This window comes from Achromobacter sp. T5-5 (assembly GCF_055397965.1).
Window position 1 is genome coordinate 3,239,469 of sequence record NZ_AP027919.1, and the last position, 13,748, is coordinate 3,253,216.

The 13,748-nt window shown below is 67.8% G+C and carries 16 protein-coding genes; 13 read left to right on the forward strand and 3 right to left on the reverse strand.

The features are described from left to right. Positions 1–3 precede the first annotated feature (3 nt). From ACZ50Q_RS14715 to ACZ50Q_RS14770, 12 genes are all read left to right on the forward strand, one after another. The gene (locus ACZ50Q_RS14715; protein WP_464078785.1) at positions 4–1,515 is read left to right on the forward strand and encodes an amidase; all 1,512 of its coding nucleotides are present in this window, start codon (positions 4–6) and stop codon (positions 1,513–1,515) included. Then, complete coding sequence (locus ACZ50Q_RS14720; protein ID WP_464078786.1) at positions 1,512–2,651, forward strand: transporter substrate-binding domain-containing protein; 1,140 nt, start codon at positions 1,512–1,514, stop codon at positions 2,649–2,651. Before ACZ50Q_RS14715 ends, ACZ50Q_RS14720 begins: the two co-directional genes overlap by 4 nt. Continuing rightward, positions 2,648–3,256, forward strand: a complete 609-nt coding sequence (locus tag ACZ50Q_RS14725) for an ANTAR domain-containing response regulator (protein WP_092576035.1) — start codon at positions 2,648–2,650, stop codon at positions 3,254–3,256. The genes ACZ50Q_RS14720 and ACZ50Q_RS14725 overlap by 4 nt, the downstream gene beginning before the upstream one ends. A 4-nt stretch (positions 3,257–3,260) precedes the next feature. Next, positions 3,261–4,415, forward strand: coding sequence for an iron-containing alcohol dehydrogenase (locus tag ACZ50Q_RS14730; protein WP_464078787.1), 1,155 nt, complete (start codon positions 3,261–3,263; stop codon positions 4,413–4,415). 84 nt (positions 4,416–4,499) lie between these two features. Beyond that, complete coding sequence (locus ACZ50Q_RS14735) at positions 4,500–4,826, forward strand: ArsR/SmtB family transcription factor (protein ID WP_464078788.1); 327 nt, start codon at positions 4,500–4,502, stop codon at positions 4,824–4,826. Between the two features lie 13 nt (positions 4,827–4,839). Further along, positions 4,840–5,352, forward strand: coding sequence for an ArsI/CadI family heavy metal resistance metalloenzyme (locus ACZ50Q_RS14740; protein ID WP_464078789.1), 513 nt, complete (start codon positions 4,840–4,842; stop codon positions 5,350–5,352). A gap of 9 nt (positions 5,353–5,361) precedes the next feature. Next, a complete protein-coding gene (locus ACZ50Q_RS14745; protein ID WP_464078790.1) occupies positions 5,362–5,862 on the forward strand; it encodes an arsenate reductase ArsC in 501 nt (166 codons plus the stop codon). Positions 5,863–5,944: 82 nt separating this feature from the next. Further along, on the forward strand, positions 5,945–6,976 hold the full coding sequence (arsB, locus tag ACZ50Q_RS14750) for an ACR3 family arsenite efflux transporter (RefSeq protein WP_092576016.1): 1,032 nt from the start codon (positions 5,945–5,947) through the stop codon (positions 6,974–6,976). A gap of 78 nt (positions 6,977–7,054) precedes the next feature. Then, entirely contained in the window at positions 7,055–7,477 is a 423-nt protein-coding gene (arsC, locus tag ACZ50Q_RS14755) for an arsenate reductase (glutaredoxin) (RefSeq protein ID WP_092576014.1), read from the forward strand. Continuing rightward, the gene (arsH, locus tag ACZ50Q_RS14760; protein ID WP_092576011.1) at positions 7,470–8,192 is read left to right on the forward strand and encodes an arsenical resistance protein ArsH; all 723 of its coding nucleotides are present in this window, start codon (positions 7,470–7,472) and stop codon (positions 8,190–8,192) included. Before arsC ends, arsH begins: the two co-directional genes overlap by 8 nt. Before the next feature lie 97 nt (positions 8,193–8,289). Beyond that, positions 8,290–8,748: a universal stress protein gene (locus ACZ50Q_RS14765; protein WP_076520865.1), complete on the forward strand. Its 459-nt coding sequence runs from the start codon at positions 8,290–8,292 to the stop codon at positions 8,746–8,748. A 28-nt stretch (positions 8,749–8,776) separates the two neighbouring features. Next, positions 8,777–10,537, forward strand: a complete 1,761-nt coding sequence (locus ACZ50Q_RS14770; RefSeq protein ID WP_464078791.1) for an adenosylcobalamin-dependent ribonucleoside-diphosphate reductase — start codon at positions 8,777–8,779, stop codon at positions 10,535–10,537. A 66-nt stretch (positions 10,538–10,603) separates the two neighbouring features. Here ACZ50Q_RS14770 and ACZ50Q_RS14775 read toward each other — a convergent pair whose 3' ends face one another. The 3 genes from ACZ50Q_RS14775 to ACZ50Q_RS14785 are packed head-to-tail and all read right to left on the reverse strand — an operon-like array spanning position 10,604 to position 12,907. After that, positions 10,604–11,587: a zinc-dependent alcohol dehydrogenase family protein gene (locus ACZ50Q_RS14775; protein ID WP_464078792.1), complete on the reverse strand. Its 984-nt coding sequence runs from the start codon at positions 11,585–11,587 to the stop codon at positions 10,604–10,606. Then, positions 11,584–12,033: a universal stress protein gene (locus tag ACZ50Q_RS14780; RefSeq protein ID WP_464078793.1), complete on the reverse strand. Its 450-nt coding sequence runs from the start codon at positions 12,031–12,033 to the stop codon at positions 11,584–11,586. Before ACZ50Q_RS14780 ends, ACZ50Q_RS14775 begins: the two co-directional genes overlap by 4 nt. A 34-nt stretch (positions 12,034–12,067) precedes the next feature. Next, the gene (locus ACZ50Q_RS14785; protein ID WP_092576000.1) at positions 12,068–12,907 is read right to left on the reverse strand and encodes a universal stress protein; all 840 of its coding nucleotides are present in this window, start codon (positions 12,905–12,907) and stop codon (positions 12,068–12,070) included. Positions 12,908–13,320: 413 nt separating this feature from the next. Here ACZ50Q_RS14785 and ACZ50Q_RS14790 point away from each other — a divergent pair, with 413 nt between their 5' ends. Then, on the forward strand, positions 13,321–13,746 hold the full coding sequence (locus ACZ50Q_RS14790) for a universal stress protein (protein ID WP_464078794.1): 426 nt from the start codon (positions 13,321–13,323) through the stop codon (positions 13,744–13,746). Positions 13,747–13,748 lie beyond the last annotated feature (2 nt).

Genomic DNA, 13,748 nt, shown 5'->3' on the forward strand with positions numbered 1-13,748 from the left:
GAGATGTCCCTTCCCCGTCCCACTCTGGAAGCGCTGGACCAGGCCGCGCGCCGCATCGGCCTGAATCTGGACGACGCCACACTGCGGGCCTACGACCGCATTCTGGAGGCCACGTTTGCCGACTATGACCAGGTCGATGCCTTGATCGACCAGCCCCCGGTCGTGCGCTATCCGCGCACGCCGGGCGAGCAGCCCGAAGACAACCCGCTCAACGCCTGGTATGTGCGCACCGACATCGATGGCCGCCCCGGCGGCCCGCTGGCCGGTAAGCGCGTGGTGCTCAAGGACAATGTGTGCCTGGCCGGCGTGCCCATGATGAACGGCGCGGCCACGCTGCGCGGCTATGTGCCCGACCAGGACGCGACGGTCGCCACCCGCATCCTGGACGCGGGCGGCCGCATCGTGGGCAAAGCGCACTGCGAGTATTTCTGCGTGTCGGGCAGCAGCCATACCAATGCCGCGGGCCCCGTGCGCAATCCGCGCAACCCCGACCATTCGGCGGGCGGCTCCTCCTCGGGCGCGGCGGCCCTGGTCGGCGCGGGCGAAGCCGACATGGCGATCGGCACCGATCAGGGCGGATCGGTGCGCATTCCCGCCGCGTACTCCGGCATTTATGGCATGAAGCCCACTCATGGCCTCATTCCCTACACCGGCATCATGCCGATTGAAATGACGCTGGACCACGCCGGCATCATGACCGCCACGGTGGCCGACAACGCCTTGCTGCTGGACGCCATCGCGGGCGCCGATGGCCTGGATCCGCGCCAGCAGAACCTGCCGGCCGGGCGCCCCGCCTATTGCGACGCGCTGGGCCAGCCGCTCAAGGGCTTGCGCATCGGGGTGGTGCCCGAAGGCTTTGGCTGGCACAACAGCGAACCCGAGGTCGACGACGGCGTGCGCCGGGCCGCCGCCGAACTGGCCGCGCTGGGCGCCGAGGTCATCGAGCTGCCGGTGCCCCTGCACCGCAAGGGCCACGCGATCTGGACGCCGATCGCCGTCGAAGGCACGACCCAGCAGATGAAGGGCTTCAACTACGGCACCAACTGGAAGGGCCTGTACGTGACCGGCCTGATGCAGGCGCAGCGCCACTGGCGCGACCACGCCGACGAGTTCCCCCACGACGTCAAGACCTGCCTGCTGGCTGGCGAGTATTTCTACGCGCGCTACGGCGGCCAGTACTATGGCAAGGCGCAAAACCTCGCGCGCCGCCTGCGCCAGGCCTATGATCAGGCATTGGCCCGCGTCGACGTGCTGCTGATGCCGACGGTGCCGATGCGCGCGCCGCGCCTCATCGATGCCGGCGCGGCGCCCGACCTCTTCGTGACCCGCGCCCTTGAGATGAACGCCAACACCGCGCCCTTCGACGTCACTGGCCACCCGGCCATTTCCGTGCCCTGCGCCCTGCGCGATGGCCTGCCGGTCGGCATGATGCTGATCGGCCGTCATTTCGACGAATCGACGCTGTACCGCGCCGCCCATGCTTTCGAGCGTTTGCTCGACTGGACGGCGCTGTGAGCCCCGCACACGGTCATCGGGTCGGCCTGCTGTTTTCGCACGAAAGCCTGACGGCGGCCACCGAGGTCACCCAGGAAAACGCCACCCTGCTGGCCATCGACGAGGTCAATGCCGCCGGCGGCATTGCCGGCGTGCCGCTGATCCCGGTGCGCGCCCAGGTCGGCGCGCAGCCGCCCGACTACCGCCAGGCCGCCGAGTGGCTGTGCGACGTGCAGCGCGTGCCGCTGATCTTCGGCACGCATATGTCCAGCACCCGCAAGGCGGTGCTGCCCGTCATCGAAAGCCGCCGCGCGCTGCTGTTCTACGCCACGCTGTACGAAGGCTTCGAGTATTCCCCGAACTGCTTCTACAGCGGCTCGGTGCCCAATCAGAACTCGGTGCAACTGGCCAGCTATGTCATCCGGCACTTTGGCAACCGGGTGTTCTTCATTGGCGGCCAGTATGTCTACCCCCGCGAGTCCAACCGCATCATGCGCGAGCTATATGAACAGGCGGGCGGCGAGGTGGTCGACGAGGTCTATCTGCCGCTGAACGCCCCGCAGGAGGACGTGACCCAGGTGCTAAAGCGCGCGGTGGCGCTTTGCCCGGACGCCATTTACTCGACGATGGTCGGGCGTGACATCGTCAAGCTGTATCGTGCCTACCGCGAACTGGGCCTGGATCCGGCCCGCATGCCCATCGTCAGCCTCGCCACCAACGAGACCGACGTCGCCGCGCTGACCGCCGAACAGGCCGAAGGGCACATCACGGCCGCGCCGTATTTCGCCACCCTGGACACCGAGCCCAGCCGACGCTTTGCCCAGGCCTATCGCGCCCGCTTCGGTGAAGACAGCCCGATCACGGCTGGCGCCGAGGCCGCGTATTTCCAGGTGCATCTGGTTGCCCTGGCCGCGCGCCAGGCCGGCAGCCTGGCCCCGCCCGATCTGGTGCGGGCGCTGGACGGCGCCCAGTTCGAGGCGCCGCAGGGCCTGGTCACCATAGACGGCGACACGCAGCACACCTCGCTCTGGCCACGCATCGCCCGCATCAATGCCCAGCGGCAATTTGAAATCATTTATGCCGCGCGTGCCGCGGTGCGGCCGGTGCCTTACCTGGTTGACCACGCGCTGGACCCTGAGGCCCTGGCGCTACCGTGACCGCTCCCCCGACCCGGCCCGGCCGCAGCACCACGGCGCTGCGTGAACTCAATGGCCTGCGTGTGCTGGTTCTGCACCCGCAAGACGCCGAGTCGCGCCTGTTGATGTCGCATTTGAAGCGGATCGGGTGCGTGCCGACCCAGCAATGGCCGCTGCCCGAAAAGCTTGGCGCCGACGCCGACGTGGTGGTCCTGCCCATCGAGGAAGACCAGCGCGACGCGATCCAGAAGCTGGCCGACGGCTTGAACGAGCTGAGCCCGCCGTTGGTCGGCATCGTCGAATACGAAAACCCGGCCACGTTGCAACTGGTGCTGCAAAGCGGCTGCACCGGCGTCATCGAACGCCCCATCCGGCCCTTCGGTCTCCTGACCCAGCTCCTGCTGGCCCGCACCGCCTGGCGCCAGCAGGCCGCCACGCTGGCCCACGTGCGCAAGCTCGAAGACCGTTACGCCGCCGTCAGCAAGGTCGCCACCGCGAAAACCCTGCTGATCGCCCGCGAGGGCATTACCGAACACGAAGCGCACCGCCGTATCCAGGGCCGCGCCATGGCCACGCGATCCTCGCTGGAAGACGTGGCGCAAACCATCATCAACGAACTCTCCTGATCCCATGTCCGCCTTCTCCTTCCAGACCGTCGCCCACATCCTTGTTGAACCTGGCCTGGCCCGCCGCTTGGGCGCCCTGCTGCGCGAGCGTCATGCCGGCGCGCGAGCCGTGCTGGTAACCGACGCATTTTTGCACCGCAGCGGCGCGCTGGCGCCGGCGCTGGACAGCCTGGCCGACCACGGCTGGCAAACCCTGGTCATCGACGACGTCGTCGCCGACCCGCCCGAAGCCGTGGTCCAGGCCGCCGCCGAGCGCGCGCGCCAGTTCAATGCCGACGTGGTCATCGGCTTTGGCGGCGGTTCGTCGATGGACGTCGCCAAGCTGGTGGCCGTGCTATGCAAGAGCGAGCAGCCCCTGTCGGCCATGTACGGCATCAATCAGGTCACCGGCTCGCGCCTGCCGCTGATCCAGGTGCCGACCACGGCCGGCACCGGCTCGGAAGTCACGCCCATTTCCATCGTGACCACGGGCGCCACCACGAAAAGCGGCGTGGTCGCGCCGCAGTTGTACGCCGATGCGGCCTTCCTGGACGCCGAACTGACCGTCGGCCTGCCGTCTTCGGCCACCGCCGCCACCGGCGTGGACGCCATGGTGCATGCCATCGAGGCCTACACCAGCAAGCGCCTGAAGAACCCCTTGTCCGATCATCTGGCCATCCTGGCCCTGAAACTGCTCTCCGCCAACCTGATTACGGTCTGCCGCGACGGCGCCAATCTGCAGGCGCGTTCGGACATGCTGCTGGGCGCCATGCTGGCGGGCCAGGCCTTCGCCAATGCCCCTGTGGGCGGCGTTCATGCCTTGGCCTATCCGATCGGCGGCATTTTCCATGTGCCGCACGGGCTGTCGAACGCGCTGGTGCTGCCCGCCGTGCTGCATTTCAACGCGCAGGCGGCGGCGCCCCTCTACGCAGAGCTGGGACAGGCCGTGGGCCTGCCGCCCGCCGCCGACGCGGCAGCAGGCGCGGCCGCCTTCATCGCCTTTCTGGAAGACCTGATCCGTCAGGCCGAACTGCCACAGGGCCTGCGCGCCGTCGGTATCGGCGAGGCGGACCTGCCCGGGTTGGCCAGCGCCGCCATGGACCAGCAGCGCCTGCTGATGAACAATCCGCTGCCGATAGACGAGGTCCAGGCCCTGCAAATCTATCGCGCTGCCTATTGACTCGGTTGGCGCGGGCCGGGATCCCGTCCCGCGCCCGCGCTTTTCCATTCGCTAATAATTCAATAATCGTTGTATTATCGACTCATGAACGAAGACCAAGCCATCATGGCGCTCGGCGCCCTAGCCCATCCCCAACGATTGCGGACATTCCGCGCCCTGGTCGTGGCCGGGCCGCCCGGATTGACGCCCAGCGTGTTGGCGGACCAGCTTGAGGTCGCGCGAAACACGCTGTCTTTCCATCTGAAAGAGCTTGCCCACGCCGGCCTGGTCAGCGTCGAGCAACAAGGACGCAATCTGATTTACCGCGCCGATTTCTCGCGCATGAATGGATTGCTCGGCTATCTCACCGAACACTGCTGCCAGGGCGAATCTTGCGAGGCGTCCGCCCCGGGCGCCTGCACGACCTGCTGATCAGGAGCTTTCCATGAAGCGCTTTCACGTTCACCTGCACGTCGATGACCTCTCCGCGAACATCGGTTTCTACTCCCGGCTGTTCGCCTGCGAGCCGGCCCGCGTCGAATCTGATTACGCAAAGTGGATGCTGGACGATCCACCGGTCAATTTTGCGATCTCGACCCGCGGCAATACCCAGGGCGTCGACCATTTCGGCATACAGGCCGACAGCGCCGACGAGCTGGCCGCGCTGAAGTCCCGGGCCAATGCCGCCGCCCTGTCCCTGCAGGACCAGGGTGAAACGGCCTGCTGCTACGCGCGCAGCGAGAAATACTGGATCACCGACCCCCAGGGGCTGGCGTGGGAACACTTCCACACCCTGGGCACGATTCCCGTCTTTGGCGAATCGCACGGCACGGCTGCCAGCCAGCCGCAGACGCCCGCCTGCTGTCCGCCGGCAGCCCCTGCCCGAGTCAAAACCCAAGCGCCGGCTCCGGCCGGTTGCTGCGTCCCCAACCCGAATTCTGCTTCCCCCTGCTGCTAGGACCACCCCATGTCGCACTCCCCTTTCAATGTGCTCTTTCTCTGCACCGGCAACTCCGCACGCTCCATCCTGGCCGAAGGGCTGCTCAATGGCCTGGGCGGCGACCGCTTCCGCGCCTACTCCGCCGGCAGTTCGCCCAAGGGCGAGGTCCATCCCCTGGCCATCGCCACGCTGGGATCGTATTCGCTGCCCACGGCGGGCTATCGCAGTAAAAGCTGGGACGAGTTCGCGGCGCCCGATGCCCCGAAAATGGACTTCATCATCACCGTGTGCGACAACGCCGCGGGCGAAGTCTGCCCGGTATGGCCCGGCCAGCCGATGACCGCGCATTGGGGCGTGTCGGACCCCGCCGCCCATGAAGGCAGCGAAGAAGAACGCCTCAAGGCCTTTCACGATGCGGCCCGCATGCTCAAGCGGCGCATCGAACTCTTCCTGTCCTTGCCGCTGGACCGCCTGGATGCCCTGTCGCTCCAGCACAAGCTGCGCGGCATCGGCCAATCGGGGGAGTGAATCGATGTCGTCCAGCACAAACGCGGGCACAAACGCGAGCACAAACGCGGCATCGGCGCCGGCGCCACGCCAGCGCCCCGGCATGAACGTTTTCGAGCGCTACCTCACGGTATGGGTCTTCCTGTGCATCGTGTCGGGCGTGATCCTCGGCCAGGCCATGCCGACGGTCTTCCAGGCCATCGGGCGCATGGAAGTCGCCCAGGTCAATCTGCCCGTGGGCGTGTTGATCTGGGTGATGATCATTCCGATGCTGCTCAAGGTGGATTTTGGCGCGCTGGGCCAGGTCAGGCAGCACTGGCGAGGCATCGGCGTCACGCTGTTCATCAACTGGGCCGTCAAGCCGTTCTCCATGGCGTTCCTGGGCTGGCTGTTCATCCGCCAGGTCTTTTCGCCGTGGCTGCCCGCCGACCAGCTGGATAGCTACATCGCGGGCCTGATCCTGCTGGCGGCGGCGCCCTGCACCGCGATGGTCTTCGTCTGGAGCCGGCTGACCGGCGGAGACCCCGTTTTCACGCTCTCTCAGGTGGCGCTGAACGACACGATCATGGTGTTCGCCTTCGCGCCCGTGGTCGGACTGTTGCTGGGCCTGTCCGCCATCACCGTGCCGTGGGACACCTTGCTGGTGTCGGTGGGACTGTACATCGTGATTCCGGTCATCCTTGCCCAGGTCTGGCGCCGGGCGCTGCTGCGTCGCGGCCAGGCGGCGTTCGACGCGGCGTTGGCGCGCATCGGGCCGTTTTCGATGGCGGCCCTGCTGCTGACGCTGGTGCTGCTGTTCGCCTTCCAGGGCGAAGCCATCATCGGCCAGCCGCTGGTGATTGCCATGCTGGCCGTTCCCATCCTCATCCAGGTGTTTTTCAATTCGGGCCTGGCGTACTGGCTCAATCGCCGCGTGGGCGAAAAACACAGCATTGCGTGCCCGTCGGCGCTGATCGGCGCGTCCAACTTTTTCGAACTGGCCGTCGCCGCCGCGATCAGCCTGTTCGGCTTCCAGTCGGGCGCCGCGCTGGCGACCGTGGTCGGCGTGCTCATCGAGGTGCCGGTCATGCTGCTCGTCGTGCGCATCGTCAATCGAAGCAAGGGATGGTACGAGGCCGGTATCCCGCGGCAATGACGCGGAAGGGCCAGCCGCCCTGCCGCGGCATGCGGCCCCCTTTGACATCCATTCCCGCACCCTCAACAGAGACAAGTCATGAGTTCCATCACGATCTATCACAACCCCGCCTGCGGCACGTCGCGCAACGTGCTTGGGCTCATCCGCAATAGCGGCGCGGAACCGACCATCATCGAATACCTGAAAACGCCGCCCGACGCCGATACCTTGCGGTCGCTGCTCCATGCCATGGGAATGCCGGCGCGAGACCTGCTGCGCCAGAAAGGCACGCCGTACGACGAACTCGGGCTCTCGGATCCCGCCTGGACCGAGGATGCGTTGATCGGTTTCATGCTCCAGCATCCGATCCTGATCAATCGCCCCATCGTGACCACCCCGCTGGGCACCCGGCTGTGCCGCCCGTCGGAGACGGTCCTGGACATCCTGCCCCAGCCGCAGCGCGGCGCCTTCAACAAGGAAGACGGCGAGCCGCTCATCGACGCGGAGGGAAACCGTGTCTGAGACGGCGACCGACCTGCCCAATATCGATCCCGCCCTGTTCGCACCGCCCGATACCGGCAAGCTCTACGCCCCGGTGCGCGCCGCGCATGCCCCCCGCATCCTGCTGCTCTACGGGTCCCTGCGCGTGCGGTCCTACAGCCGCCTGGCCGCCGAGGAAGCCGCCAGGCTGGTGCAGGCGCTCGGCGGCGAGGCCCGGTTGTACAACCCCTCCGGGCTGCCGCTGGTGGATGACGCCACCGACGATCATCCCAAGGTCCGGGAACTGCACGAGCTGGTCCAGTGGTCCGAAGGCATGATCTGGAGTTCGCCGGAGCGGCACGGCGCCATGACGGGCCTGATGAAGACGCAGATCGATTGGATACCGTTGTCGGTGGGCGCGTTGCGGCCCACCCAGGGCAAGACCCTTGCCGTCATGCAGGTCTCGGGCGGGTCGCAATCCTTCAACGCCGTGAACCAGATGCGCGTGCTGGGGCGCTGGATGCGCATGCTGACCATTCCCAATCAGTCCTCGGTGGCCAAGGCCTACCAGGAGTTTGACGACGCGGGCCGGATGAAGCCCTCCCCTTACTATGACCGCCTGGTCGACGTCGTGGAGGAGTTGATGAAGTTCACCCTGCTCACGCGGGACGTCGCGCCGTATCTGGTGGACCGCTACAGCGAGCGCAAGGAAACGGCCGCCGCGCTGTCGGGCCGCATGAAACAGGCTTCCCTCTAGGCAGTTGGCGTTTCCCGATGCGTAGATTGACCGGAATCAATATCCGGCGTGCGCGTGCGCTGATACTGGTGGCACGCCCCATCCACCGGAGACCAGCATGTACGAGAGAATCCTTGTTCCCATCGACGGAAGCGACACCTCCCAATTCGGCCTGCAAGAAGCCATCCGGGTGGCCAAGCTGGCGCATGCGCGCATACGCCTGATCCACGTCATCGACGAGCTGTCGTTTGCGCTGACGGTCGACGCCTACAGCTATCACGCCGGCGAGCTGCTGGACCTGATGCGCAAGAACGGCGCCAAGCTGGTGGAAACCGCGCAGAACACGGTCCGCGCCCAAGGCATCGAAGCGGACACGGCCCTGTACGAGAACCTGGACCGGACCGTGCAACAGCGGGTGCTGGACGAAGCCGCCGCCTGGAAAGCCGATCTGATCGTCATCGGCACGCACGGCCGCCGGGGTGCCCGGCGCCTGGTGCTGGGCAGCAGCGCCGAAGGCATCTTGCGGGGAGCGACGGTGCCGGTCCTGCTGGTGCGGTCTCCGGAAGGCACCTCCTGACCTGCCGGGGGGCCGCGCCGTGCCGCGGGTGCAACCCATTTGCGCGCAGGTGCTGGCGGACCGTTATGCGGCGCCCGGGGAGCGGGACGCCTTGCGCATCTATGCGCGCGTGGCGGCGGCGCTCGCCCTCGCCGAGCCCCCCGCGCTGCAGGCCGACCGAGCCAGGCAGTTTCTGGCCAACATGCAGGCCGGCGCGATCGGCGCGGGCCGGATCATGGCGAATGCGGGCACGGACACCTGCGCGACCATGGTGAACTGCTTCGTGCAGCCGGTGGGCGGCGGCCCGGGCGCCCTCTCCTTCGAGGCCGGGCTGGAACAGGCCTGTGCGACATTGGCCATGGGCGGCGGGGTGGGCTATGACTTCTCGGCGCTGGCGCCCGTGGCCGCGGCGGCCGGGACGGCGGCGCCGGCCGTATGCGACGCCATCGACCGCTACGACAGCGCTTGCGCCAGCCTGCAATTCCAGGGCAGCCGGCGCGGAGCGCAGATGGCGGTGCTTTCCTGCGCGCATCCCGACGTGCTGGCGTTTGCCCGGGCCAAGCATGGGCGCCGGCGATGGCGCACCTTCAACGTGTCCGTCGCGGTCACCGATGCATTCCTGGACGCGGTGCAGCGCAACGAGCCCTGGCCCCTGGTGCATCCCGCGCCGCCCGGGCCTCAGGCCATCGCGGCGGGCGCGCTTCTGCGGGACGATGGCCAATGGCAGTATGGCCTGGCGCCCGCCCGTTCGCTTTGGGACGCCATCGTCCAGGAATCGGTGCATAGCGCGGAGCCGGGCCTGCTGTATATCGACACCATCAACCGGCGCAACAACCTGCGCGCGCTCGAAACCCTGCGCGCCACCAACCCCTGCGGCGAACAGCCCTTGCCCGATTACGGGTGCTGCGTGCTGGGCCCCATCGATCTGACTCGCCTGGTCATGCACCCTTTCGGCCTGGGCGGCCGCGCGGAGGTGGACATGGAGAAGCTGGCCGGCCTGGTCCGGACCCAGGTGCGCATGCTGGACAACGTCATCGACCTGACGCGCTGGCCGCTTCCCGCCCAGCGCGCCGAGGCGTTGTCCAAACGGCGGGTCGGCGTCGGCGTGACCGGCCTGGCCGACATGCTCACGATGCTGCAACTGCGCTATGACAGCGAATCCGGCAGGCAGGCCGCAAGCGCCGTCGCGCGGTGCCTGCGGGACAGCGCCTATGCGGCATCGGCCGCATTGGCGGCCGAGCGCAAGCCGTTTCCCCTTTACCGGCCCCGTGACTATCTGACGGCGGGCGCCATCGGCGACGCACTCCCGGTCCGCGTGCGCGCGGCAATCCGGCAACACGGCCTGCGCAACAGCCATCTGGTGTCTTACGCGCCGACGGGCAGCGTCAGCCTGGCCTTCGCGGACAACTGCTCAAACGGCATCGAACCGCCCTATGGCTGGGCATACCGCCGCCGGGTCACGCTGCGCGGAACGCCGGTCGACATGACCGTGGAAAACCACGCCTGGCGGCTCTGGCGCAGCCTGCATCCCCACGCGCCCCTGCCGGCGGGCTTTCGCACCGCGGCGCAGATCGCGCCGGAAGATCATGTGGCCATGCTGGGCGCGCTGCAGCCGTTTGTCGACGCCGCCATCTCCAAGACCGTCCCGGTGCCGACGGATTGCAGCGTCGAGCGGGCGCAGGCCCTGTTCATGTCCGCGTGGCGGCTCGGCCTGAAGGGACTGACGCTGTTCCGGCCCGAGCGCGGGCTGGACGCGGTGCTGGGGGATGCGGAAACGGGGACGCCCGCGCCGTGCGAGGTCTGCTTGTGACGCCGGTGCGAAGGGAGGCCGGCCAGTGAATCAAGACGCTGACCGCACGTACCCCGCCTGGCGCATTCAGGGGACAAGGACCGCCGTCGCCTGGATGCGGCCTTCGCGCAGGTCGTCCAGGGCGCGGTTGGCGTCTTCAAGGCGATAGGTGCGGATGTCGGTGCGCAAATCCCATGCTGCCGCCTTGCCGAGAAACTCCCTGCCGTCTTCGCGCGTGAGGTTGGCGACGGACGAGACGGCGCGCTCGCCCCAGAGCAGGCGATACGGAAACGCCGGAATGTCGGACATGTGGATGCCGGCGCAAACCACCCTGCCCCCGCGTCGCACGGCCTGCAGGGCGCGCGGGACCAGCGCGCCCACGGGGGCAAAAATGATGGCGCCGTCCAGGAGCGCCGGCGGCGCCTGGCTGCTGTCGCCCGCCCAGTCCGCGCCCAGCGCCAGCGCGTGCCGCTGCGCCGGGGCGTCGCCAGGGCGGGTGAACGCATAGACTTCCCGCTGCTGGCGTCGGCACACCTGGGTCACGAGCTGCGCGGCCGATCCGAACCCGTAGATCCCCACGCGGCGCGCGTTGCCGGCGGCGCGCAGCGCCCGCCACCCGATGAGCCCCGCGCAGAGCCATGGCGCCACGTGCGTGGCAACGCCCGCTCGCGGCAATGCAAACAGGTAGTCCGCGTCCGCCAGCATGTGCGTGGCAAAGCCGCCATCTCGGGTGTAGCCGTTGAACAGTGCCTCCTCGCAGAGGTTCTCCTGCCCGGCCAGGCAGAATTCGCAATGGCCGCAGGTGCGCGCCAACCAGGCGGCGCCAACATAGTGGCCCAGCAATGCGGCGTCGGCGCCCGCGCCCACCGCTTCGACGATGCCCGCCACTTCATGGCCGGGGATCCGCGGATAGCTCTGGTCGGGCAATTCGCCATCCACGACGTGCAGGTCCGTTCGGCACACCGCGCACGCCAGCACCCTCAACCGGACCTGGCCGGGGCCTGGCTCGGGCGTCGGGCGTGTTTCCAGCGCCAGCGGCATCCCCGCTTCCCGCAGGACCATCGCCCTCATGGCGTCCGCACCAATAGCACGGGAACGTCCGCGGCCCGCAGCACGCCATGGGCGTTGCTGCCCAGCATCACGCGCTTGACGCCATGGCGCCCGTGCGTGCCCATGACGATCAGGTCGGCCTTGCGGTCCCGGGCGGACTGGACGATCCGCTCTGCCACCGGCGCCGCGCCCGGCTCCAGCAGCACGGCCTCTGCCTGCACCCCGGCTGCGGCCGCGCGGTCGCGGGCCCGGTCCAGCAGGTCCGCCGCGGCCTGTTTCGTGTCTTCGTTCAGCCCGCGCACGTACTCGGCCGCATAGGGATTCGCGCCTATGGCGTCGGCCGGTTCCTCCAGGGCGTGGACGAGGATGAGGCGGCCCCCGGACGCCCGGGCGTTCCCGATGGCTTCGGCCAAGGCGCGTTCGGCGGCGTGACTACTGTCAATGGCCACGAGGATGCGCTGGTACATGGATTCCCCCGTGTCGGAGGCGCGAGGCGTGCGCCTAGTGGGAAAACAGCACAGGCGCCGTCATCGCCTTGAGCAGCGAGCGCGTCGCGCCGCCCATGACCAGTTCGCGCATGCGGCTGTGCCCATACGCGCCCATCACGATGAGGTCGGCGTTGAAGTCCGCGGCCGCCGTCAGGATAGCGTTGCCGATATCGATATCCCGCGTGTCGCGGTCTTCATGCTCGGGCTGCGGAAAGCCGTGGCAGGAGCAGTAGGCGGCAAGGTCCTCAAAGGGAATCTCGCGGTCGCCCCGCGTGTCGGCGCCTTCGTCCAGGGTCAGCACCTGCAAGGCCGCGGCATGGCGCAGCAGCGGCGCCGCATCGGCCAGCGCGCGGGCCGCCTCGCGGCCACGGTCCCAGCAGTACACCACCCGGGTGCCGACCGTGTTGAACGTGCCGGCGAGGGGCAGGACCATGACCGGGCGCCCCGCCGACAGCACGACCTGCTCGACGAAATCGTTGCCGGTGGCGGCTTCGGGATCCTGAGGGTTGGCCTGACCGACAACCAGCATGTCCGAGCAGCGCGCATGCCGGGCGGCGCACTCCGCGGGCGTGCCCGCTTCGCCCTGCCGCCAGGAGGCCGCCACGCCGGCATCCTGGGCCGCCTGGCTGAATGACTTCTGCAAGGCGCTGCGGGCTTTTTCATTGATCTGCACGGCCTTGTCCATGGAGCGGACCCAAAGCCCCGCCTCATCGTAGAAGTAACCCGGCGCGACGTAGCTCGCGTAGATCCCGGTCAGGTGGGCATCGTGCGCCTTCGCGACGCGCAGGCAGAAGTCGATCCGGCGCTGGCAATCGGCGCCATGATCCAAATGGACGGCAATTCGGCGAAACATGGTGACCTCCCGGGGGCATAAGCAGCGGGGCGTTGCTGGGTGCACGCGGTCATTCGATCCGCAGCGACTTGTGCTGGCGTTTTTGCGGCGGTATCGGGCAAGCGCGCCATGGCTGTCTCCGTCGTGGAAATGACCGGATAGCGCCTCCCGCGAATAGCCTCCCGCCTTGAGTCCATCTTGCGCGGTTGAGCCCGGCCAATGTTGACGATTGTCAATGCCAAAACGGGGACGCTGCGATTTGCGCCGACACCCCTGGCTGGCTGAGGCGGCCCGCCGGCCAGATGGATGAGCCCTCGCACGGCAAGGACGGATGCAAACATTGACCGCCGTCAATGGCTGCGGCAAGGTATGCGTCATGATGGAACCGGACAGCCCTGGCTGTCTTCCGAGACACCCCAACCCGCGAGGTCATTGTGAAGAACGTGCTCATCCCCATCGACGGATCCGAAAACTGCCTGCGCGCGGTCAACTACATGATCGAACACGTCCGGGAATACGGTCCCTGCACCATCCATCTCCTGAACGTGCAGATGCCCATCGTGTCGGGGACGGTTCGCGCGTTCATTTCCAAAGAGATGATCCAGGACTACTACGATGATGAGTCCAAGGCCGCGCTCAACGAGGCGAAAGCGGCATTGGACAAGGCAGGCGTCATGTACCAGCCCGCCATGCGCGTGGGGCAGATCGCCACGACCATCACCGCCTACGCCACCGAACAAGGCTGCGACCACATCGTCATGGGATCGCGGGGCCTGGGCGCGGCGGGCAGCCTGCTGCTGGGGTCGGTGGCCTTGAAGGTGCTGCACACCACCCACGTCCCCGTGGTTCTCATCAATTAGGC